At 70.5% G+C, this 23,381-nt stretch carries 16 protein-coding genes and 1 pseudogene; 6 read left to right on the top strand and 11 right to left on the bottom strand.

What is annotated here, in order from left to right:
• Window positions 1-10: 10 nt before the first annotated feature.
• A complete protein-coding gene (locus AC07A4_RS14345) occupies window positions 11-670 on the bottom strand; it encodes a histidine phosphatase family protein (protein WP_478597587.1) in 660 nt (219 codons plus the stop codon).
• Between the two features lie 34 nt (window positions 671-704).
• Entirely contained in the window at window positions 705-2,315 is a 1,611-nt protein-coding gene (locus AC07A4_RS14340) for an ABC-F family ATP-binding cassette domain-containing protein (protein WP_478597584.1), read from the bottom strand.
• Between the two features lie 315 nt (window positions 2,316-2,630).
• Between AC07A4_RS14340 and AC07A4_RS14335 the strand changes: the two genes are divergently transcribed.
• On the top strand, window positions 2,631-3,242 hold the full coding sequence (locus AC07A4_RS14335) for a TetR/AcrR family transcriptional regulator (RefSeq protein WP_478597581.1): 612 nt from the start codon (window positions 2,631-2,633) through the stop codon (window positions 3,240-3,242).
• Between the two features lie 103 nt (window positions 3,243-3,345).
• Here AC07A4_RS14335 and AC07A4_RS14330 read toward each other — a convergent pair whose 3' ends face one another.
• Entirely contained in the window at window positions 3,346-3,951 is a 606-nt protein-coding gene (locus tag AC07A4_RS14330; protein ID WP_478597579.1) for a YdbC family protein, read from the bottom strand.
• A gap of 33 nt (window positions 3,952-3,984) precedes the next feature.
• Complete coding sequence (locus AC07A4_RS14325; RefSeq protein ID WP_478597576.1) at window positions 3,985-4,767, bottom strand: arylamine N-acetyltransferase family protein; 783 nt, start codon at window positions 4,765-4,767, stop codon at window positions 3,985-3,987.
• 159 nt (window positions 4,768-4,926) lie between these two features.
• Between AC07A4_RS14325 and AC07A4_RS14320 the strand changes: the two genes are divergently transcribed.
• Entirely contained in the window at window positions 4,927-5,454 is a 528-nt protein-coding gene (locus tag AC07A4_RS14320; protein ID WP_478597574.1) for a TerD family protein, read from the top strand.
• 62 nt (window positions 5,455-5,516) lie between these two features.
• Here the strand turns inward: AC07A4_RS14320 and AC07A4_RS14315 are convergent, their stop codons facing one another.
• Entirely contained in the window at window positions 5,517-8,411 is a 2,895-nt protein-coding gene (locus tag AC07A4_RS14315) for a vitamin B12-dependent ribonucleotide reductase (protein WP_478597571.1), read from the bottom strand.
• Between the two features lie 138 nt (window positions 8,412-8,549).
• Complete coding sequence (gene nrdR / locus AC07A4_RS14310) at window positions 8,550-9,092, bottom strand: transcriptional regulator NrdR (RefSeq protein ID WP_478597569.1); 543 nt, start codon at window positions 9,090-9,092, stop codon at window positions 8,550-8,552.
• 513 nt (window positions 9,093-9,605) lie between these two features.
• Here nrdR and lexA point away from each other — a divergent pair.
• On the top strand, window positions 9,606-10,391 hold the full coding sequence (gene lexA / locus AC07A4_RS14305; RefSeq protein ID WP_478597567.1) for a transcriptional repressor LexA: 786 nt from the start codon (window positions 9,606-9,608) through the stop codon (window positions 10,389-10,391).
• Between the two features lie 276 nt (window positions 10,392-10,667).
• Here lexA and AC07A4_RS14300 read toward each other — a convergent pair whose 3' ends face one another.
• The 5 genes from AC07A4_RS14300 to AC07A4_RS14280 form a co-directional block, all read right to left on the bottom strand.
• On the bottom strand, window positions 10,668-12,638 hold the full coding sequence (locus AC07A4_RS14300; RefSeq protein WP_478597564.1) for an ATP-dependent DNA helicase: 1,971 nt from the start codon (window positions 12,636-12,638) through the stop codon (window positions 10,668-10,670).
• Between the two features lie 40 nt (window positions 12,639-12,678).
• Window positions 12,679-14,466: an IucA/IucC family protein gene (locus tag AC07A4_RS14295; RefSeq protein WP_478598886.1), complete on the bottom strand. Its 1,788-nt coding sequence runs from the start codon at window positions 14,464-14,466 to the stop codon at window positions 12,679-12,681.
• 292 nt (window positions 14,467-14,758) lie between these two features.
• Window positions 14,759-15,535 carry a GNAT family N-acetyltransferase gene (locus tag AC07A4_RS14290; RefSeq protein WP_478597563.1) on the bottom strand — a complete coding sequence of 259 codons (777 nt, stop codon included), beginning with the start codon at window positions 15,533-15,535 and terminating at the stop codon, window positions 14,759-14,761.
• 149 nt (window positions 15,536-15,684) lie between these two features.
• Entirely contained in the window at window positions 15,685-17,898 is a 2,214-nt protein-coding gene (locus AC07A4_RS14285) for an IucA/IucC family protein (protein ID WP_478597560.1), read from the bottom strand.
• Between the two features lie 282 nt (window positions 17,899-18,180).
• Window positions 18,181-19,884 (bottom strand): diaminobutyrate--2-oxoglutarate transaminase family protein, encoded by a 1,704-nt coding sequence (locus tag AC07A4_RS14280; protein WP_478597558.1) that lies wholly within the window; start codon window positions 19,882-19,884, stop codon window positions 18,181-18,183.
• Between the two features lie 382 nt (window positions 19,885-20,266).
• On the opposite strand from AC07A4_RS14280, the gene AC07A4_RS14275 reads away from it, so the two are divergent.
• The 3 genes and pseudogenes from AC07A4_RS14275 to AC07A4_RS14265 form a co-directional block, all read left to right on the top strand.
• Entirely contained in the window at window positions 20,267-21,493 is a 1,227-nt protein-coding gene (locus AC07A4_RS14275; protein WP_478597555.1) for a trypsin-like serine peptidase, read from the top strand.
• Window positions 21,494-21,834: 341 nt separating this feature from the next.
• Entirely contained in the window at window positions 21,835-23,043 is a 1,209-nt protein-coding gene (locus AC07A4_RS14270) for a trypsin-like serine peptidase (protein ID WP_478597552.1), read from the top strand.
• Between the two features lie 77 nt (window positions 23,044-23,120).
• Window positions 23,121-23,381: pseudogene (locus AC07A4_RS14265) on the top strand (helix-turn-helix domain-containing protein); the annotation flags it as partial.

The following is a 23,381-nucleotide window of genomic DNA, read 5'->3' as shown; positions in this document are numbered from 1 at the left end:
CTCTGTCACTCTATCCGGTGATGCCGTACGGCTCCGGCTCACGCCAGCTCTCGAAGGGCCGGTCGAGTGTGTACTTGCCGTTCTCACCGAGGAGCAGCGTCCGCGTCTCCCCGTTGCCCGGGTTGGAGAGCGATTCGAACTCGGCCACCGACCAGTGGAACCAGCGCATGCAGAACAGACGCATGGTCAGCCCGTGCGTGACCAGCAGGACGTTCGGCGGGTGGTCGGGGGCCTCGAAGCTGCGGTAGAGGCTCTCCAGGAAGGAGCCGACCCGGTCGTAGACGTCGGCGCCCGACTCACCCTGTGCGAAGCGGTAGAAGAAGTGCCCGTAGGCGTCGCGGTAGGCCTTCTGCAGCCGGACGTCGTCCCGGTCCTGCCAGTTTCCCCAGTCCTGCTCCCGCAGCCGGGGCTCCTCCCGGACCCGCACCAGCCGCGGGTCCAGGCCGAACGCCCGGAAGGTCTCGTGGGTGCGACGGTAGGGCGAGACATACACGCTGACGCGCTCCTGGCCGAACAGCTCCCGCAGTCGCGCACCCGTCTCCTCCGCCTGCCGCCAGCCGGTATCGGTGAGGGCGAGCGCGTGGTCGGGCTCGCGCTCGTACACGGTGTCGTCGGCGTTTCCTGCCGACTCGCCGTGCCGGACGAGGACGATGCGCCGGGGTCGAGCCATGGCTCGACCCTAGATCGGGTGCTCGTCGCGTGGCTCAGCCGGGTAGCCGGCCGGACTCCATCCGGCGTATTCGCCCGGTGAAGCGACGCTTGAGGAGCCGGTCGTGCGAGACCACCACGAGGGCACCGGTCCAGTGCTCGAGGGCTTCTTCGAGCTCCTCTACGAGGGTGAGTGCCAGGTGGTTCGCCGGTTCGTCGAGCAGGAGGAGGTCCGCGGGCCGGGCGAGCAGCCGGGAGAGGGCGAGCCTGCGGCGCTGGCCCGCGGAGAGCGATCCCACGGGGACGTGGAGGTCACGGGGCCGGAACAGGCCGTACGAGAGGAGCAGTTCGGTCTGTTCCTCGACGGTGAGAGGCAGGCCTCGCCCGAACGTTTCGAGTACGCGCTCCTCGGGGCGGCGCACGGGGATCTCCTGAGCGAGGTAGCCGATGCGGCCGCGGCGGACGACCGTGCCCTCGTCCGGTTCGAGCACGCCCGCCAGGATGCGCAGGAGCGTGGACTTGCCCGCTCCGTTGCCCCCGTGGATGAGGAGTCGCTCCCCGGCGGAGACCGTCAGCTCCGGGATCCGCAGGCGGTCGGCGACGCGTACGCCCCGCAGTTGCACCAGCGTGCCTTCCACCGCTCCGGCAGTCGGTCTCGCGGCGAAACTCAAGGGCTCCGGAGGCCGGGGCACGGGGTGCTCGCGCAGGCGGCGCAGCCGTTCCTGAGTCTGGCGGACACGTCCTGCGATGGACGCCTGCACCCGGCCTCCGGCCCGGTCGTACGCCATCTTGTTGTTGTCCTTCATAGAGCGGCCACCGGCGACGGCGTGCGCCGTCGTCGCCGCGAACTCCTCGAGGCGGCGTGTCTCCTCGCACCACGCGTCGTAGGACTGTTCCCAGCGCTGACGGGCCGCGGCGCGCTCCGCGAGCAGGCCTCGATAGCCGTCGCCGTAGCGCACGACCGTGCGGCGGGCTTCGTCCACCTCGAGGATCGCGGTGGCGACGCGCTCCAGGAACGTCCGGTCGTGCGAGACCGCGATGACCGTGCCCCGGTGCGCGAGCAGGGCGGTCTCCAGCCAGTCCAGCGCGGTCTCGTCGAGGTGGTTGGTGGGTTCGTCGAGGAACATCACCTCGGGGGCGGCGGCGATGAGGCAGGCCAGGCCGAGTCTGGCCTGTTCGCCGCCGGACAGGCTGCCCAGCTCGCGGTGGCGGTCGATGTGGGCGAGCCCGAGGGCGTGCATGGCCTTGTCCACGCGGGCGTCCGCCTCGTACCCACCGCGCAGTTCGAAGGCGGTCAGCAGGTCTCCGTACTCCTCCAACTCCTCGCTCGGCGCCGAGGCGAGATCCGCTTCGAGCTCGCGAAGGCGTCGTTCCATGGAGCGCAGGTCGGCCAGGGCGGTGTCGATGGCGTCGCCGACACCGCGGTCCGCGGGCAGTTGAGGCGTCTGCGCGAGAAGACCGACGCCTCCCTCGGACACCGTCACCACTGCGCCGCTGTCGGGCTGGTCGTGGCCCGCCAGCAAGTGCAGGAGCGTGGACTTGCCCGCTCCGTTCTCCCCCACGACACCGATGCGTTCGCCGGGACGGATCGCGAAGGAGATTCCGTCGAAGAGAAGCCGGTCACCCCGGAATTGGGTCACAGCACGTACTGAGATCTGAGTAGACAAGGGCACCCCCGCGCTCGTAAAGCCATCCACCCCGACAAGCAAACGCAACGCTTGTCGCATTACGATGAGTCTGACACAGTCACCTCGCTAACGCAACACGAGTAGCAATTGAGTGTGTGGCCGTCGCGGTCACGCAGAAGGGCAGAGATGAGAGACGAGGCTGTTCGCGCAGGTCAGGCCGGTGGGATTGATCGTTCGGGCGCATCGCAGGGGGATGGCACGGGCGGCAGCGACCGGCGTTCCACCGCAGGCCAACCCGTCAGGCGTGGGACGAACCAGGACACGACCGCGACGACAGCGGAGCCCGCCGGGCCCGTGGCCGAGTCGGCCGCTCCAGGCACCCGCCGCCCCGGCGGCCGCACCGCCCGCACCCGCGCGGCCGTGCGCGACGCCGTGCTGAGCGGCCTGAGCGACCACGGCTACCCCGGCCTCACGGTCGAGTACGTGGCCGAGCACTCGGGCGTCCACAAGACCACGCTCTACCGGCGTTGGGGCGGCCTCGAGGGCCTGGTGGCCGATGCGCTGGCCCTGGCGGGCGAGGACAGCTGGACCCCGCCGGACACGGGCAGCCTTGAAGGCGATCTGCGCGCGCTCGCCCGCGAGGTCGTCGACGCGTTCACCGACCAGCCGAAGGCCGCGGCGCCGACCGCCTTCATCGCCGCCGCCTTCCAGTCCTCGCGCGCGGCCGAGGCGCTGCACACGTTCTACGCGGAGCGGTTCTCGCGCTGCGAGGCCGTAGTCGCACGCGCCGTCGCACGCGGCGAGGCGGCCGCGGACACCGATGCGGCCGCGCTCGTCAGGTCCGTGTCAGCGCCCCTCATGCTGCGCCTGTTCATCACCCGGGAGCCGATCGACATCGCGCTGGCCGATCAGTCCGCCGCCGCGGCCCTGGCCGCCACGCGCGCGGGGGCGTTCGCCCGACAGTGATCACCACCAGCCAGCAGGCCCAGCGGCACACCGTACTGCTGCCCCGCCCCGTACCCGCACGCTCGCCCCAGGCCTCACACCGCGCGCGCCCGCCCTGACCGGCTCACACCGTCCACGACGGCTCCAGGTGCACGACATCGCCCGAGAGCGCGGCGACATCCGCCTCCGTCTGCGCGCGCAGCGAGAGCCGCTCCACCCGCTCCGCGCGGTACTTGCCGTGCTCGGCGGCGGACTGCCACATCGACAGGATCAGGAACTCATGCCCGGGGGCCTCCCCGAACAGCCCCCGGATCATGCCCGGCGATCCGGCCATCGCCGGGTTCCAGACCTTCTCCTGCATCAGCGCGAAGTGCTCCACCCGCTCCTCATGGACCCGGCAGTGCGCCACACGCACCACGTCGACATCCGTGAAGCGCGGTTCGAAGCCCGTCTTCACGTCGAACCGGTAGTCGAAGAGCTTGGTCTGGATGTCCTTGTACGTGCCCACCTGCGCCGCCGCAAGCCGGTCGTGCGAGCGGGCCATGAAGGAGTCGTAGAACGCCCGGCTCTCCCAGAACGCGAAGACGTGCGCGACGTCGGGACGGCCACGGCTCCACCCTCCGCCCTGCCCCCGGAATCCCGGCTCCCCCAGAAGCCCCGCCCACTTTCGCTGCGCCCGTTCGAATCCCCGACGGTCCACTACAGAGCAGCGAATCCACTTGACCAGCACCGCGCCATCGTACGGCGCGGCGCGTGCCGCGGGTCACGCTCCCTGGTAGTGCACCCGGACCAGGTCGGCGTACTCCTCGTCATCGAGCTCGATGCCGAACTCCCGCACGAGTACGTCCCTCAACTCGCTTACAGGTACGCCCCGTTCCTCCCTGGTGCCCTCGGGTCCGGTGACCGTCAGTTGCGCACCGGTCAGCCGTCGGCGCTCCCCGGCAGCGGCACGCTGCAGGACCGGGCGGCTGGCGAAGGGCGACACCGGGTGCGTCGAGGTGAAGTGGTTCATGACTACGTAGTCGACGGGCAGGCACGGAGTCTGCGTGTACGCGTAGAGGTCGAACCAGCCGTCAGGGTGCTCGGTGCGCAGCACCATCGCGCCGTCCGCCTCGCGCTTCAGGCTGAAACGCCACTCTCCTTGACGCACGTCCGCACCGTCGCGCAACGGGATCGGCTCCAACAGGCCTTCGCCTCCGAAGCCGACGTCACAGTGCCACGATTCGCCGTCCACCTCGACCTTCAGGAGCATGTGCGTCACCGGGCGCGTGAAGGACGCGCCCGCCCTGACGCGGGCTCCAAGTCCCGTGACCTGGAAGCCGACGCTTTCGAGTGCCGCGGCGAAGAGGAGGTTCTGTTCGTAGCAGTACCCTCCGCGCCGACGGCGCACCATCTTGTCCTGCAGGTCGGCCACGTCCAGCAGGACGGGACGACCGAGCATGATCTCGAGGTTCTCGAAGGGGAACGCCGCCACGTGGGCGCGGTGGAGCGCCCTCAGCGTCTCCAGATCGGGCTTCGCCTCCCCCTCGTATCCGATTCTGGCCATGTAGGCCCTGACATCCAGTTCGTTTCCGCTCCACATCACGCCACAATGATCACCGCAGGCACGTCGGAGGCCAACCGCGGGGTTCAGGACCCTGATGTCAGTGGCAGGCCTTAGCGTGTTCTTGGCACTGATAACCGGCTGTGGGTGAGGGGGAGTTCGGTGAGTATCAGGAAAGGGCTCAAGAAGGTCGAGGTCGGCCTGAGATGGGACCCCAGCCCGTCGGGCACGTCACCCCACGACCTGGACATCATCGCGGCGACGTACACCTCCGAAGACCCTTACGGCAGCCCCGCCTACCTCGTGCACTTCGACAGCCGCTCGCCGGACGGCACGATCACGCTCAGCAGGGACAGCAAGACCGGCCAGGGGTTCGGCTACGACGAGGTCATGGTCCTGGAGCTGGAGCGGCTCGCCGAGAGGTACGTGCGCGTGGTGGTCGGTGTGGCCATCCAGCAGCCTTCGGAGGGCAGGGTCTTCGGGGACATAGTGAATGCCTCGGTCCGCATTCGCGAGGGGTACACGGACCTCACCGAGCACGACTTCGCGGAGGTGGCCGGCTGCACGGCCTCCGTGGTCGCCGAGTTCGCCCGGGACCAGCCCGGCGGGCCCTGGGCGTTCCGCGAGCTGCTCCACGGCTTCGACACCGACCTGGCGTCCTTCACGTCCGCCATGGGCGGCGTCCGCTGAGAACGCGGTGAGGGGCGGCGGACCCGAAGGCCCGCCGCCCCTCACCTCACGGCGTCATGCGGTCAGCTGCAACCGCTGGTGGAGCCGCAGCCCTCGCAGATGTAGCACGAGCCCGCGCGCTGCATCTTCGTACCGCAGGAGAAGCACAGCGGCGCGTCAGCCTGGATGCCCAGCTGCATCTCGACGAGCTCGGCGCTGGTGTGCGCCTGCTGCTGCGGGGCGGGCACCTCGGCCTTCACCGCCGGGGCGGCCACGGCCTTCAGGGTCTCCGTCTGGCGCGGGGCGGACTGGGCCAGGCCCTCCACGTCGACGTCCTCGTCGGCCGGCTCGTACGAACCGGTCTCCAGGTGCCGCTGGCGCTCCTCGGCGGAGTGGATGCCGAGCGCGGAGCGGGTCTCGAAGGGCAGGAAGTCCAGCGCCAGGCGGCGGAAGATGTAGTCGACGATCGACTGCGCCATCCGGACGTCCGGGTCGTCGGTCATGCCCGCGGGCTCGAACCGCATGTTCGTGAACTTGGAGACGTACGTCTCCAGGGGCACGCCGTACTGCAGGCCGACCGAGACGGCGATGGAGAAGGCGTCCATCATGCCCGCGAGGGTCGAACCCTGCTTGGACATCTTCAGGAAGACCTCGCCGAGACCGTCGTCCGGGTAGGAGTTGGCGGTCATGTAGCCCTCGGCGCCGCCCACCGTGAAGGAGGTGGTGATGCCGGGACGGCCCTTGGGCAGGCGCTTGCGGACCGGGCGGTACTCGACGACCTTCTCGACGGCCTCGCGGATCGTCGCCTCGGTCTTCGCCGTGACCTCGGCCTTCTCGTCCTCCTTCTTCTTGGCGGAGAGCGGCTGGCCGACCTTGCAGTTGTCGCGGTAGATCGCGAGCGCCTTGACGCCCATCTTCCAGGCCTCGAAGTAGACCTCTTCGACGTCCTCGACGGTCGCCGTCTCCGGCAGGTTGACCGTCTTGGAGAGCGCGCCGGAGATCCACGGCTGGATGGCGGCCATCATGCGGACGTGGCCCATCGCGGAGATGGAGCGCTCGCCCATGGCGCAGTCGAAGACCTCGTAGTGCTCGGTCTTCAGACCCGGGGCGTCGATCACATTGCCGTGCTCGGCGATGTGGGCGACGACGGCCTCGACCTGCTCCTCCTGGTAACCCAGGCGGCGCAGGGCCTGCGGCACGGTGCCGTTGACGATCTGCATCGAGCCGCCGCCGACGAGCTTCTTGAACTTGACCAGGGCCAGGTCCGGCTCCAGGCCGGTGGTGTCGCAGGACATCGCCAGACCGATGGTGCCGGTCGGCGCGATGACCGACGCCTGCGCGTTACGGAAACCGTTCTTCTCGCCGAGGCGGATCACGTCCTGCCAGGCCTCCGTGGCGGCGGCCCAGATCGGCGTGTCCAGGTCGTCCGTGCGGACGGCCACGGCGTTGGCGTCGGCGTGCTGCTTCATGACGCGCTGGTGCGGCTCGGCGTTGCGGGCGTAGCCGTCGTAGGGGCCGACGACCGCGGCGAGCTCGGCGGAGCGCTTGTACGAGGTGCCGGTCATCAGCGACGTGATGGCCCCGGCGAGGGCGCGGCCGCCGTCGGAGTCGTAGGCGTGGCCGGTGGCCATCAGCAGGGCGCCCAGGTTGGCGTAGCCGATGCCGAGCTGGCGGAAGGCGCGGGTGTTCTCACCGATCTTCTGCGTCGGGAAGTCCGCGAAGCAGATGGAGATGTCCATCGCCGTGATGACCAGCTCGACGACCTTGGCGAAGCGCTCGGCGTCGAAGGACTGGTGGCCCTTGCCGTCGTCCTTGAGGAACTTCATCAGGTTCAGCGAGGCGAGGTTGCAGGACGTGTTGTCCAGGTGCATGTACTCGCTGCACGGGTTCGACGCGGTGATCCGGCCGGACTCGGGGCAGGTGTGCCAGTGGTTGATCGTGTCGTCGTACTGGATGCCGGGGTCGGCACAGGCCCAGGCGGCCTCGGCCATCTTGCGGAAGAGCGCCTTGGCGTCGACCTCCTCGATGACCTCGCCGGTCATGCGGGCACGCAGGCCGAACTTGCCGCCGGACTCGACCGCGCGCATGAACTCGCCGTTCACGCGGACCGAGTTGTTCGCGTTCTGGTACTGGACGGACGTGATGTCGTCGCCGCCCAGGTCCATGTCGAAGCCCGCGTCACGCAGGGCGCGGATCTTCTCCTCTTCCTTGACCTTGGTCTCGATGAAGTCCTCGATGTCGGGGTGGTCGACGTCGAGCACGACCATCTTCGCGGCACGGCGCGTGGCGCCACCGGACTTGATCGTTCCTGCGGAGGCGTCGGCACCCCGCATGAAGGAGACCGGCCCCGAGGCGTTGCCTCCGGAGGACAGCAGTTCCTTGGACGAACGGATGCGGGAGAGGTTCAGGCCGGCACCGGAGCCGCCCTTGAAGATCATGCCCTCTTCCTTGTACCAGTCGAGGATCGACTCCATGGAGTCGTCGACGGCAAGGATGAAGCAGGCGGAGACCTGCTGCGGCTGGGGCGTGCCGACGTTGAACCAGACCGGCGAGTTGAAGCTGAAGATCTGATGCAGGAGGGCGTACGCCAGCTCGTGCTCGAAGATCTCGGCGTCCGCGGGGGAGGCGAAGTACTTGTAGTCCTCGCCAGCCTTCCGGTACGTCTTCACGATGCGGTCGATGAGCTGCTTGAGGCCCACCTCGCGCTGGGGGGTGCCGACCGCGCCCCGGAAGTACTTGCTCGTGACGATGTTGACCGCGTTCACCGACCAGAAGTCAGGGAACTCCACGCCGCGCTGCTCGAAGTTGACCGAACCGTCGCGCCAGTTGGTCATGACGACGTCACGGCGCTCCCAGATCACCTCGTCGTACGGGTGCACGCCGGGGGTCGTGTGGATGCGCTCGATGCGCAGGCCCTTGCCGCCCTTGGCTCCCTTGGTGCGAGAACCTCGTGCCGGGCCGCTCGTCGTCTCGGTCATGCCGCCTCCCTGTATCAGGCTAAAACGCCCTGAAGTGCCGCGTTCTTCCCGCGGCACGGTGTGTGTCTTCTCGTCGCGCACGCCACTCCGGGCGTCGCGCGACAGGTCTGGTTCGCCGCCGAACCGTCGGGCGGACGGTCAGTCGGCGGCAGTGGCGGGCTGCGGGACTTCGACAGTCCCTCCGGGCCCACAGCCGGTCGCGGCATGCTCCGCGCCGGAGCCGTCCGGCGCGCTGTCCCGCCGGCCCCTCAGCTCCTTGATGGCGGCCTCGAAGTCCTCGAGCGAGTCGAACGCCCGGTACACGGACGCGAAACGCAGATAGGCGACGAGGTCCAGCTCCTGCAGCGGGCCGAGTATGGCCAGCCCCACGTCGTGGGTGGTCAGCTCGGCACTTCCGGTGGCGCGCACCGCCTCCTCGACCCGCTGGCCGAGCTGGGCCAGCGCGTCCTCCGTCACCGGCCGCCCCTGGCAGGCCTTGCGGACGCCATTGATGACCTTGGTGCGGCTGAAGGGTTCGGTCACGCCAGAGCGCTTGACCACCATCAGTGAGCAGGTCTCCACCGTCGTGAAACGACGCGAGCAGTCCGGACACTGACGGCGCCTGCGGATCGATGTGCCGTCATCGGTGGTGCGGCTGTCGACTACGCGGCTGTCGGGGTGCCTGCAGAAGGGGCAGTGCATGGAACTCCAACCCTCCTTCATGGCACGACTCACAGGCCTCTACGGACCCTTGAGGCCCTCGAAGCAGCCCCAAGCATAGGCGATGCCCGAGCACCCGGAAGACCGGGGACCACAACTTGTGGGCTGCGGTCGCAATCCAACCACTAGATCTGGGGTTTGCCGTAAATTTCGACGCCGTCGCGTGTCGCGCGGGCGCCTCCGTCGCGGCGGCGTCCGCCTCGCGCGCGGGGGCGGGCTCGACCACGCCCACGCCACCCGAGTGAGGTCGGTGCGGGGTTGACGGGGCCCAGAGTGGCACTATGAAAGCCTCACTCGGCAGGGTTACGACCCCGGCGGTGAAGCGTACCGTAATGAACCGAAATGACTTTCGGCTCGAGCGTTAGCCATACACCCAGGCACATGATCACGTCAGGGAATCTACGATTTTTCACTCGAACGTGTGTTTGGCGCAACCTTTCGAAAGCAACTACCGTTGGCTAACTAGGGAGAACATCTCGAGAGGGGCCGACCGACGTGACCACCACCGCAGACAGCGCGACCATCACTGCCCAGGACCGCTCCCGGAGCCGATTCGAGCCGGTGCATGCCATGAATGACGCAGCCACGAACCAGGAGGGGCCCAAGCCCACGCGCTCCCTGCCGGGCCGACCTCCAGGAATCCGCGCCGACAGCTCGGGGCTCACCGATCGCCAACGCAGGGTGATCGAAGTCATCAGGGACTCGGTGCAGCGGCGTGGTTACCCGCCGTCCATGCGGGAGATCGGGCAGGCGGTCGGCCTCTCCAGCACCTCGTCGGTGGCGCACCAGCTGATGGCTCTGGAACGCAAGGGATTCCTGCGCCGAGACCCCCACCGTCCGCGCGCCTACGAGGTCCGCGGTTCGGACCAGCCCAGCACGCAGGCCACGGACACCACGGGCAAGCCCGCCGCCTCGTACGTCCCGCTCGTCGGCCGCATCGCGGCAGGCGGCCCGATCCTCGCCGAGGAGTCCGTCGAGGACGTCTTCCCGCTCCCCCGGCAGCTGGTCGGCGACGGCGAGCTGTTCGTCCTGAAGGTCGTCGGTGACTCGATGATCGAGGCCGCCATCTGCGACGGCGACTGGGTGACTGTCCGCCGCCAGCCCGTCGCCGAGAACGGCGACATCGTCGCCGCCATGCTCGACGGCGAAGCCACGGTGAAGCGCTTCAAGCGTGAGGACGGCCACGTCTGGCTGCTCCCCCACAACTCCGCGTACCAGCCGATTCCCGGTGACGAGGCCACCATCCTCGGCAAGGTGGTGGCGGTGCTGCGCCGGGTGTGAACCCGTGCCCCTTGACCGGGCCCCGGAACCCACTGCGCCGGTTCCGGGGCCCTGCGCTGTCCCCGCGCCCCGTGCCCGCCCTGACGCTCGGGACAGCCGCCGCGCCCGCCCTGGCGCGTTCGGCCCACCAGCCCCCGAGGTCGGCGCACGGGGACGCCACCGGCGGCCAGCCGACGACCGCTCCCGGCCCCCGACGCTCCCCCGCCGCACCGGGCGCGTAGGCACACGGAAAGGCGCCCACGTCTCCGCAGGCGCCCCCTGAAGCCCTCGTCGGGCCTACTCGCCCTTCTCCTTCGCCGCGGCGTCGATGGCCGCCAACGACCTGCGCGCCTGATTACGGTCCGTCGTGTACCAGAAGTCCGGAAGCGACGCCCGCAGATAGCTGCCGTACCGCGCCGTGGCCAGACGCGGATCCAGGATGGCCACCACGCCACGGTCCCCCGACGCCCGTACGAGACGACCGGCACCCTGCGCCATCAGGAGAGCGGCGTGCGTCGCCGCGACCGCCATGAAGCCGTTCCCACCCGCCTCGTCCACCGCCTTCTGGCGAGCGCTCATCAGCGGATCGTCGGGGCGCGGGAACGGAATCTTGTCCATGATCACCAGCTGGCAGCTGGGGCCCGGCACGTCGACGCCCTGCCACAGGGACAGCGTGCCGAACAGGCACGTCCGTGTGTCCGCCGCGAAGTTCTTGATCAACTCGCCCAGGGTCTCCTCCCCCTGGAGCAAGATCGGCATGTCGAGCCGCCCACGGAGCTCCTCGGCCGCCGACTGTGCCGCCCGCATCGACGAGAACAGCCCGAGCGTGCGCCCGCCCGCCGCCTCGATCAGCTCGGTGAGCTCGTCCAGCATGTCGTCACGCGTGCCGTCGCGCCCGGGGCGGGCCAGGTGCTGCGCGACGTACAGGATCCCCTGCTTGCGGTAGTCGAACGGCGAGCCGACGTCCACGCCCTTCCACACCGGCGCGTCCTCCGACCGCGTGCCTTCAGGGGCGAGCCCCAGGCTCGCCCCCACGCCGTTGAAGTCGCCGCCGAGCTTGAGGGTGGCGGACGTGAGGACCACCGAGCGGTCGGTGAAGAGCTTCTCGCGGAGCAACCCCGACACCGACATGGGCGCCACGCGCAGGGAGGCGCCGAAGCGGTCATGGCGCTCGTACCAGACGACGTCGTACTCGGAGCCTGTCGTGATGCGCTCCGCGACGTCGTGGATGGTCTCCACGGCGGCCAGGGCCTGCTTGCGGACGGCGTCCTCGTCCTGAACGGACTTGTCGCGCGTCGTACCGAGCGCGGTGATCACCGCGCGGGCGGCGTCCCGCAGGGCCATCAGCGCGTAGGCGAGGTCCTCCGGGATCTCTTCCAGGCGGCCCGGCAGCGCCAGCTCCATCAGCCGCTCGAAGCCCTCCGCGGCCGTCTGGAGCTGATCCGCCACCTTCTCGTCGACGAGCTTCGCCGAGCGGCGCACCGCGCGGTTGACCTGCCCCGGAGTGAGCTCGCCGGTGGCGACGCCCGTCACCCGGGAGACCAGCTCATGGGCCTCGTCCACGATCAGCACCTCGTGCTGGGGCAGGACCGGGGCACCCTCGATCGCGTCGATCGCGAGCAGGGCGTGGTTGGTGACCACGACCTCGGCGAGCTTGGCGCGCTCGCGCGCCATCTCGGCGAAGCACTCCTGGCCGTACGCGCAGCGCGTGGCGCCCAGGCACTCCCGGGAGGAGACGGAGACCTGCGCCCAGGCCCGGTCGGACACGCCCGGCGTGAGGTCGTCGCGGTCGCCGGTCTCCGTCTCGTCCGACCAGTCCCGCAGCCGGAGCAGGTCCCGGCCGAGCTTGCTGGTCGGAGCCGCGGTCTCGAACTGGTCGAAAAGGCCCTCTTCCTCCTCCTGCGGCACGCCTTCGTGGAGGCGGTGCAGGCACATGTAGTTCGACCGGCCCTTGAGCATCGCGAAATCGGGGCGGCGGCGCAGCAGCGGGTGCAGTGCGTCCACCGTCCGCGGCAGATCGCGCTCCACGAGCTGGCGCTGCAGCGCCAGGGTGGCCGTCGCGACGACGACCCGCTCCCCGTGCGCCAGCGCGGGCACCAGATAGCCGAGGGACTTGCCGGTGCCGGTGCCGGCCTGAACCAGCAGGTGGGAGCCGTCGTCGATCGCCTCGGCGACCGTCTCGGCCATGGTCACCTGGCCAGGGCGCTCGGTGCCTCCGACGGCGGCGACGGCGGCGTGCAGGAGCTCGGGGAGTGAGGGCTTCGTCATAGCCCGACCACCCTACGGTGCCCCACTGACAACGCCGCGATCAAGGCTGGTGCAGAGGGTTCGGCACGGTCCCGTGGACGGCGGCGTGCGGGCGCTCGGAGCGGTCGCGGTAGCCGTCGAGATGGAGGCGGTTCCGGTTCAGGCACAGCCGCTCGATACGAGGAGTGAGCAGGTCGAACATCTCGTAGCGCTCCTTGAGCTCGGGAGCGCGGGCCTGATGGCGCAGGATCTCCGCCCGGACGAGGGCCCAGAAATCCGACTCGGGCACTCCCAGTTGTTCCTCGCACAGGGGTGCCAGATAGCGGAACACGCCGACGAAGAGTCCCGCGTGGATGAACTGCGTGAGGAACGTCGGCGGCTCCGTGAGCAGGACGTCGCGTACGGCGGGCGGCATGGAGTCGTGCTCCGGCACCCGGTCGGCGCTGACGTTCACGTCGTCCACGAAGTCCTTCACCGCGAGCCGGACGGGCACGTCGCTCTCGTCGAAGACGACGATGGTGTTCTCCCCGTGCGGCGAGAACACCGTGCCGTACCGGTACAGGAACTGCAGCAGAGGCGGCAGCAGTGCCGAGAAGAGATGCCCGAGCCAGACGGTGGGTGTAAGACCGGACCGCTCGACGAGCTCCGCGACGAGCGCTCGCCCCTGGGGGTCGGTGTGCAGCAGACAGGCGAGCGTGCGGGCGCGCTCCCCGGGCGCGAGGTAGCGCTTGAGGGGCTCGCGCCAGATCGCCCCCAACAACTCCTTGTACTGATAGGGAACTTCGGGCAGTGAGTCGTATACGGGATGCTCGACGGCCACGGAGGCGACCTCTCCGAGGAGGATCACCCGGCACTCGTCGCGCAAGAAGGGGTCCGCGTCGCGCAGGGCGTGCACCCAGGAAGTCACGGCCGGGGCAGCGAGCGTCCGCTCTGTGGGCAGACCGCGCCACACCAGGGTGTTGAGGACCGACAACGGCAGCTTGATGGTGTGCCGGTCGGGGCGGGTGGTGTTCAGGAACGTACGGATGGACTGTTGCGGCAGGCGCAGGTCACCGTCGGTCGGCAGGGGGACGACCTTCCCGGCGGCGACGGACGGGGCGAACAGTGGCAAGACGACGTCGTCCCACTGCCAGGGGTGCACCGGCAGGTACAGGTACTCCTGGGGGTCGAGGCCCCGCGCGCGGAGTATGGCGGCGTAGGACTCCCGGGTGGTGGGGGTCAGTTCGCGGGCGTAGAGCTTGTCGGACGTGTCAAGGCTGGTCACGCCCCGGTAGGCGGCGAGGCTGGTGTGGACCGCGATCCAGGGGATCGCCCTGCTCGTGCAGGCTTCGGGCGCCCAGTGTTTGGCGTCGGTGGCGGAGAAACCGATGCGGCCCTTGTTGAGGACGAGCCAGGGGTGGCCGGTCTGGTGTCCTTCCAGTTCCGCGTAGCCGAGGTCGGCGAGCTGCGCCGAGGTCAGCGCGCCGTGGTCGAGGCGGGTGTCCGCGCTGAGGGTGATGGTCAGTTCGCGGATGAGGTGGCCGAGGGTGGCGCCGTCCAGGCCGAGGGTGCCGCGGGCTGACGTGAGGAAGCGCAGCGGGTCGGCCAGGGGTCGCGGCTGTCCGGTGCCGTCGTCGAGGGTCAGGCTGTCCGGGTCCACGCGCCAGCTGCCGTACGCGCCGCGGCGGGCGCGGAAGGCCATCCGGGGACGGGGCCCGTCGGCGGCGGGTTCGTCGAGAAGGACGTGGTACGCGTCCGCGTGGTCGCCCCGCTCCGCCGGGACGGGCTGGATGACCTCCTCGTATGCGAACTCACTGACGATCTTGGCGAGCAGTCGACGGCCGGCCCGCTCCCAGCGGTCCCGCGTCAGCTCGGGCGGGTCGTAGAGGGCGGCGGAGCCATCGGGCGCGGCGGAACCAGGTGTGGCGGAGCCAGGTTCCGCGGAGCCAGGTGCGACGGCGTCGGGCGGGGTGGGGTCGGTCGCGCGGGATGCGTCCGGCGCGGCGGCTCCATCAGGCGTGGCGGCGCCGTCGGACACGGCGGTGCCAGGGGCGTGGGGCGCGGCCGAGGGCTGGGGTTTGTGGGGTGCGGAGGGACGCGGCACGGGGACTCCTCGGAGAGGGAACCGGATCGGGTCGAGCGGTGTATGAGAAGTGAGCGGGTCAGAGCAGGGCGCGCAACGCCCGGTCTCGGACCATGAGCGCGGCTCGCTTGTCGGGCAGGTCCACTTCGGCGGCGAAGCGGAAACCGGCGCTGAGGAAAGCGGAGACGGAGGGGGTGTTGCACAGGTCTGGTTCGGCTACGACACGTGCGCAGGCGGGGCGGTGGTCGAGGACGAGGTCGGCGACGGCTCTCAGCAAGATGCTGCCGATCCCTCGCCCTCTGTTCGCGACACCACCGATGAGGAGGTGGATTCCGGTGTCGTGGGGGCGGGCCGGGTAGTGGCGTGCCAGGGGGTCGAGATCGGCGCGGTAGATCTCCCAGTAGCTCATGGGTGTGCCGGCGAGGACGCCAAGGCAAGGCACGCTGCGTCCGTCGCCGTCGAGTTGGGGGCGCAGATGGGACTCGGTGACGGATTCGGGTCCCGCGAGTTCCCAGAACGCGGCGACGGCGGGGTCGTTCATCCAGCGGCTGATGAGGGGCAGATCGCGGGCGAGGCGGACCGGGACGAGCTGAAAGGCACCAGCGTCCGTTGATGCCGGTCCCCAGGAGGCGATGTGGTCGAGGAGGTCGTGCCGCGCCGGGGCGCGTGCCCCGTCCGCCATGGAGCCTGTGGTGCCGTGTCCGGGGGCTGCCTGGGGTGCCGGGTGGCCATCGGTTTCGGCGATCAGCGCGATGAGCTCGTCGGGCAGCCGTAGGTCGAGGGTCTCTTCGCAGTCCGTGGCGCTCGCGGTGGCGGGCTCGGTTCCGGCGTCGGTGCTCGCGTCGGTGGGAGGCACGACGTCGCTCCTCTCGGCAGGGCGGGTTCAGTGGGGACGGGGCGGGGTCCTCAGGGGTGAGTCAGGTCAGGGCGTGGGCTTGTCGGTAGGTGTCGGCTTGTCGGTGGGCGTCGCTGGTGGGTGGCGACGTACGGGGTTCACGTGGGCGTTCACGTATGGAGGGGGTTCGCGATGGTGACGTAGACGGATTGGGTGTCGACGGGGCCGACGAGTTCGTCGAGGCCGTGCAGTCGGGTCAGCAGGTTGGCCTTGCAGCGCAGCTGGGGCGATTCGAGCAGTCGAGCGGGCAGGGGCGTGCGGAGGCGCCCGGGTCCTGAGGCCACGTCGCCGAGGAAGCGGCGGAACGCGGCAAGCAACAGGCGTTCGTCGGCCAGGCGTTGGGAGCCAAGGGCTCCGATGAGGCCGAAGACGTTGTTGATGCCGAGGTAGTAGGCGAAGCGCTCGTCGGTCACCTCGTCGGTGACGAACGTGTCGCTGTGCTGTCCGACGCCGGAGAGGCGCTTGTCCAGTTCGGCGCGGCGGGACTCGCGGAAGTAGTAGCCCTGGTTGTCCCGGTAGCGGCCGCCGTTGGGCCAGCCGTCGGCGTCGAGCGTCACCACGGTGTTCTGCTGGTGTGCCTCCAGGGCGACGCCCGCCTCGCTGTCGAGCCACAGCACGGGGCGGACGACGCTTTCGAGGTACCGCAGGAACCACTCGGTGGCGACGGCTCCGCGCGGTCGGCCGGTGCGTCCGGCGAGCCGGGTGATGACCTCGGCGAGCCGGGAGCGCATGGGCGGTCGGTCCTGGCCCTGGAGCTGACGGCACGGCCGGGGCGAGACGAGTCCGGCGACGCAGCTCGCGTCGTCGCCGGGGCCGAAGGGGTTGTGCCGGATCATGACGTCGAGGCCGGTGACGGGGATGCCATCCGCTCCGGTGACGGCGAGCCAGGCCGGGTCACGGATCACGTCGAAGCCGGGGTGGGCCGCCTGCCACTGCTCGCCGAGGCCGCTGCGCAGCAGCCGGTGGACCTCGACGCCTCGGTGGAGTTCTTTACGGAGGTTCTCTCGACGGGAGTTGGTGATGCGCAGGCCCAGGGACAGCTTCAGCATGGCCGGGGCGCCGGAGCGGTAGAGCGTGCGTACGGAGGAGGTGGGGTGCCAGGGGGCGCCATGAGGGCCGTGGTCCTTGAGGAGTCCGGCGTCGAGGAGAGCGGCGGCTTCGGGGCGGTGCTTGAGCTCCCGGATCTGCCAGGGGTGCACGGGCAGGAGCGCGTGGCCGTCGGGCGGTGTCAGGTCGGCACCGGCCAGTCGGGCGGTGAGCTGCTCTGCGGGGACGGTGCGGCCGCGCTCGGTCCAGGCCGAGTCCACGTCCAGTACGGAGCGGTCGACAGCCAGCCAGTGCAGAGGGAAGGAGCCGCGCATCTCTGGTGAGTAGAGGCGGGATTCCGTGGTGGAGAGGCCCTCGCGGCTCTTCGGGGTCGGGTGCAGGGGGTGGCCGAGGAGCAGTGACTGTTCGGCGGTGAGGAAGAGGTCGGGGGTGTCTTCCAGGTTGTTTCGGCGTTCAGTGATGAAGTCGGCGGTGCGGCGGACGGAATCGGCGACGCGGGCGACGAGGTCGGCGCCGTCGGGCGAGTCTTGAGGCACCGGGCTTGAGGGCCTCGCCTCGTCAGTGGTGAGGGACGCGTCTGCCGTTGGGTCCGCGCCCGTGGCTTCCGGTGACGGTGGGTTCGTCGGGACCTGGTCAGTCGCGCCGAGGGACGCAGCCTGTGCGTCGGGGGCGACCGGGGGCTGGTCCGTGGCTGGGGCGGTGGGCTGGTCGGCGGTCACTTCGGCGGGCTGGCCGGGGGCCGAGTCGGCGGGCTGGTCCGAGGTCGGCGCCGTGGAGTGGCCGGTGGTCTGGGCGGCGGGGCGGCTCGTAGCCGGTTCTTGAGGCTGGTCTGTGGTCTGGCCAGTGGTCTGACCGGTGGGCCGGTCTGTGGGCCGGTCTGTGGTCTGGCTCTCGGGCGAGTCAGTGGCCTCGTCCAGGACCGGGGTTGAGCGCGGGGGTGGTGCCGTCTCGCGGCTCAGGAGTGCGGCGACGGTGACCGCGTCGACCGGTGGCGCTGTCTGTGGGCCGTCCTCCAGGTAGGGGGGTCCGAAGCGGTGCCAGCCCGTCGGGGACCAGTAGTCGACGGCCACGACGAGGGCCGTGGCGCTGGCCTGGAGGGGGATGCGGAGGGAGCCGTGCTCGGGCGGGGCGATGCCGTTCTCCCGTACCCAGCAGCGCAGGAGGTTCTCGACGGCCGCTGCCTGGGCGGCGGTGCCCGGGTCGGGGTGGTCGAGGAGGTCGGCGGTGCCGTGGGGCAGGCGTTCGGCCCCTTGGTCCTTGCCCTTCTGCCGGGGCACGGTGCCGGTCTCCGTGGCCGCCGGTGATTGCGTGCCGCAGGCGCCTGAGGGGTGTGGTTGGGGACGGCCGTCGGATGCGGGGGTCGCGTTCAAGGGGATTCCTTGCGTTGTTTCGGGCTCCGTGTGGCGACGGGCGGCTGGGACGAGGGGTGGGACAGGGCGGCGGGCGGCTGCCATCAGGTTGTTCGGCCCGCCTAGGTCTGCGCCGCCGTCGAGGGCGTCGACGGCGGCGAAGGGAAGGAAAGGAAGGGGGCGGTGGGCGTGGGTGGTGGCGGGCGTGGGCTAGCGGGGGTGGGAGCGGACCGCCGCGGCGAGCGCGTCGGCGAGGCGGTCGAGGACGGCGGTCGCCTGTTCGTCGGTGATGGTGAGAGGGGGAAGGAGGCGTACGACGCTGGAGTGCCGTCCGCCGAGTTCGACGATGAGTCCGCGGCGCAGGCATTCCCGCTGCACGGCCTCGGCGAGTTCGGGGGCGGGAGGGTGCGCGCGGTTCTCGGGCAGGTCGTGCTCGCTGTCGTACGGGCGCTGATGTGGGTCGGAGTGGTCGCCGGGCTCGGTGGTGGCGGGCCCCGAGGCGCTGGGCCACGTACCGGCGGGCCGTTTGCCGTCGGGTCGATTGCCGTCGGGCCCGTGGCCGACGGGCCTCGTAGGGGTGACGTCATCGGATCGCGTCCCGCCGGAGCGGGCTGTCGGCACCTTGGGTGTGGCGGGCGCCGTGCTGGCGGGACCCGCGTGGTCGCCGCCCTGCGGCGTGATGTCCAGGGTGGCGTGCGGTGGGCCGGTCGGTGCGGACGAGGGCGCCCCGCGCCGAGCGGTGCCCCACCCGTGGTCGAACTCGCCGCTTCCCGGCGTGGGGCGGCGACCGGTCGGGTCCACGAGTTCGACGCCGAGCATCAGGCCGCGCCCGCGGACCTCACCGACGCAGGGGTGCTCGGCGGCCAGGGAGCGCAGGCCGGTGAGCATGCGTGCGCCGAGGGCGGCGGCGCGCTCGGCGAGGCGGTGTTCACGGACATAGGCCAGCGTCGCCGCGCCCGCGGCCATGGCGAGCTGGTTGCCGCGGAAGGTGCCCGCGTGGGCGCCGGGCGGCCAGACGTCGAGGTCGTCGCGGTAGACGATGACGGCCAGCGGCAGGCTGCCGCCGATCGCCTTGGACAGGACCAGCACGTCGGGTACGACGCCGCTGTGCTCGACGGCCCAGAAGGCGCCGGTGCGTCCGACGCCTGTCTGTACCTCGTCCGCGATGAGCGGAATGCCCCGTGCCGCAGTGATGTCGCGCATCCGCCGCAGCCAGGCGTCGGGGGCGGGAAGCACGCCGCCCTCGCCCTGGACCGGCTCGACGATCATGCCGGCGGGCGCGGGGACGCCGGACTTGGAGTCGTCCAGGAGGTTCTCGGTCCAGCGGGCGGCGAGTTCGGCGCCGCGGGGGCCGCCGATGCCGAAGGGGCAGCGGTAGTCCTGCGGATAGGGCAGGCGCGCGACGCGTACGTCCCGCGCGCCGCCGGATGCTTCGAGTGCCCCCGCGGTCATCCCGTGGTAGGCGCCGGTGAACGCGAGCAGCCCCTCGCGGCCGGTGGCCGTGCGCACCAGCTTCAGGGCCGCTTCGACCGCGTCCGTGCCCGCGGGACCGCAGAACTGGACGCGTGCGTGGTCCGCGAAACCGTGCGGCAGCGTCCGGAACAGCTCGGTGGTGAAGGTGTCCTTGACGGGAGTGGCCAGGTCGAGGACGTGCAGTGGCGCTCCCGAGTCGAGGACGGCGCGGATCGCCTCGAGGACGACGGGGTGGTTGTGCCCGAGGGCCAGGGTGCCCGCGCCGGAGAGACAGTCCAGGTAGCGCTGCCCGTCGGCGCCCTCGATCGTCATCCCGCGGGCGCGAACCGGAACGATCGGCAGGGCGCGCGCGTAGGTGCGCGCGGCCGATTCGCGCGCCGACTGGCGGCGCAGGATCCCCTCGTGCGCCGCGGACAACACCGCGGGGGCTGGCTCGGTCACGGCCACGGCTGTCGGTCCTCCCGCTGGGACTGGGCAGGGTCCCGCCGCATCCGGCCGGGTGCGGCGGCGAGTTGGCGCGGGGGTGAACGCGAGCCGCGTTTCCCCCGTATGTACCAACGACGGCGAGTGCGGGGGATCACGGGTTGCCTGAAGATCCTTGCCGTGACGGAACCGTTGCCGTTCCGTCGGCCGTCCCCAACGGCACCGGCATAGTGTGGTGTGCCGTTCATCAGCAACGAGGTGTTCAGCGCCCCTGAGCACCGCGATGTTCTGCGATGACCGACGCCGCAGTGAATAGGTGCGCGGAAATCCGTGCGCGGGGGCGTCCCGCATCGCGATGTCCGGTATTTGGAACGATTCGAGGCCCAGGGGGATTCTCACCATGCGACCCATACGTCCGCTCTTCACCGCTCGTCGTGGGAGGAGCGCACGCGGCAGAACCTCCCCCGTGGCGGCCGCTGTCGCGCTCGGCGCGGCACTCGTCCTGACGGCGACGGCGTGCGGCCCCGGCGACGACAAGGACGACTCGTCCGCGTCGCAGCCCGGCGGCGGCGACGGCGACGGCAAGATCCAGCTTCCCGGCGATCTCGAGGACCGGCTCAAGGACCACGGCATCGACCTCGACAAGTGGAAGGACGGCGCCTGGCGGAACTGGGACAAGGACGACTGGCTGCGCGAGGCGGGTGACTTCGTCAACCCGATCATCGAGGGCCTCTGGGACCCGGACCGCATGCGGGACGCCGACAAGAACCCGGACCGGGGCGTCGACGACAACGACATCTCCGGCGACCAGGGCGTCACGGACCCGACGCCGGAGCCGGTCGAGGCGGCGGGCGTGAAGACGCCGTACCACGACCAGGTGCCCGCGGCCGGGAAGCTCTTCTTCGACGGCCCCGAGGGCTCGATGGTCTGCTCGGCCACGGTCGTCAAGGACCCGAAGAACCCGGGCAAGTCGAACATGGTGTGGACCGCGGGTCACTGCGTCCACGCGGGCGCGAAGGGCGGCTGGTACCGGAACATCGCCTTCGTCCCGTCCTACAACAACGCGGGCAAGGCCACCGCGGACCTCCAGGGCGCGCCGAAGGAGGAGGTCGCTCCGTACGGTGTGTGGTGGGGTGACTGGGCGCAGACCTCCGACCAGTGGATCGAGCAGGGCGGTCCGACCGGCGGCAAGGGCGCTCCGTACGACTTCGCGGTGATCCATGTGACGCCGGAGAAGGGCAGCAAGGCCAAGTCCCTGGAGGAGATGGTCGGTGCCGCGCTCCCGGTGGACTTCAACGCCCCGACCGTGGCCGACATCAAGGACATGACGGCGACGGGCTATCCGGCGGCGCCGCCGTTCGACGGCCAGAAGCAGTTCCAGTGCGCGGACAAGCCGGGCCGGCTCTCGATCAGCGAGCCCGACCCGACGATGTACCGCATCGGCTGCACGATGACCGGCGGTTCGTCCGGTGGCGGCTGGGTCGCCGCGGGTGCGGACGGCAAGCCCGCGCTGGTGTCGAACACCTCGATCGGCCCGGTGACGTCGGGCTGGCTGGCCGGGCCGCGCCTGGGCAAGGAGGCCAAGGGCATCTACGACGCCGTCAGCAAGAAGTTCGCGGGCCAGTAGAGCGGGGGCGGTAGGGGACCCGAGGCCGCCCCGAGGTCGGCAACGGCGAGCGCCGGGTTCACCCACCGTGCGGGTGAACCCGGCCGCCGCCCGGGCGGGATCGTCGCGGTCGCGCCCCGGGGCCCTCGCGCCCCGGGCGCGCGCCACGCGCGTCCGCCGCGCACCACGCACCCGCTTTGTCCGCGTACGGCGTCGAGGGCGTCGAAACCTTCACGACCTCGCCGCTGTTCGTCCCCACCCGCACAGGCATAGTGGGAGGCCAGTCGGCCTGGGCGGCGGATGCCGCACCCACGCCTGACACGCACATGGCAAACATACGTTCTTACGGGGGTTACTGCTCCATGCGTTCCATTCGTGCGCCCTTCGCGCGCGGCCGCGGCCACCGGGCCGCGCTGGCCGCCACCGGGCTCGCCGCGGTCCTGGCGCTCACCGCCACGGCCTGCGGGCCGAGCGACGACAAGGCGAGCGACAAGCCGGACACCGGTGCCTCGCAGGGCGCGGACAAGGGCTCCGACTCCGGTGGCGGGCTGCCGTCCGACCTCACCGACCGGCTCAAGGAGCACGGCATCGACCCGGACAAGTGGAAGGACGGTGCCTGGAAGGACTGGAGCAAGGAAGACTGGCTGCGCGAGGCCAAGGATTTCGTCAACCCGGTCATAGAGGGCCTGTGGAAGCCCGAGCGGATGCGGAAGGCCAAGGACCCGAACAAGACGATCGCGGCCAAGGACGCGGCCGCCGACCAGGGCGCGACCGACCCCGAGCCCGAGCCGGTCCAGGCGAAGCCGGAGAAGACGCCGTACCACGAGAACGCCGCGCCCGTCGGCAAGATCTTCTTCGACTCCCCCGAGGGCTCCATGGTGTGCTCGGGCACGGTCGTGAAGGACCCGCGCAACCCGGGCAAGTCCAACCTGGTGTGGACCGCGGGCCACTGTGTGCACGCCGGTGGGCAGGGCGGCTGGTACCGGAACCTCACCTTCGTGCCCGCCTACAACGACCTCGGCAAGTCCGAGGCGGAGCTGAGCAACGCGGCGCCGCAGGAGATCGCCCCGTACGGCCAGTGGTGGGCGGACTGGGTGTCGACCTCCGGTGAGTGGATCGACCAGGGTGCCGCGTCGGGCGGCGCCGGGGCTCCGTACGACTACGCCGTGATGCACGTGAAGCCGCAGCAGGGCAGCAAGTCCCTGGAGGAGACGGTCGGCAACGCGCTGGAGGTCGACTTCTCGACCCCGTCCGCGCAGAGCGTGGGCTCCATGGGCGCCTGGGGCTACCCGGCCGCGCCGCCCTTCAACGGCCTGACCATGCACAAGTGCATCGACAAGCCGGGCCGTCTGTCGCTGGATCCCGCGCAGCCGACGATGTACCGCATCGGCTGCACCATGACCGGCGGCTCCTCCGGCGGCGGTTGGTTCCGGGTGGTGGACGACAAGACCAAGCTGGTCTCGAACACCTCGATCGGCCCGGCGGCGAACACCTGGCTCGCCGGTCCGCAGCTGGGCTCCGGCGCCAAGCAGATCTTCGACATGATGAGCGAGAAGTACGGGTCTCAGTGAAGGCTTCTCATCCTCGGGTCTGAGGGGTGGGGCTGCTCGGGAGGGCCTGTGACGTGGCAGGGCTCCTGGTCGTTCGGTTGGTGATCTCACTCATCAACGCCTCGACACAGGAGCCCTGTTGGTCCCGTATCGTGCCATGCTCGACATCCCGCATGAGGTCGTCGAGCACGTCTCCTGGCTCATGTACGCCCGAAGGTGTGAGCTGAACTCCCGCTGGCGCAGGCTCGGCTGCTTCAAACAGGCCCTGCTCGCTCTCGTGTACCTGCGCAAGAACGAGACGCTCGCCCAGCTCGGGGCCGGGTTCGGGGTGTCCACCGCGACCGCCGGCCGGTACGTGA

Source organism: Streptomyces sp. NPDC043996, assembly GCF_056435225.1.
The sequence above is the reverse complement of the archived record's forward strand: the minus strand, read 5'-3'. Positions and strand labels throughout refer to the sequence as shown.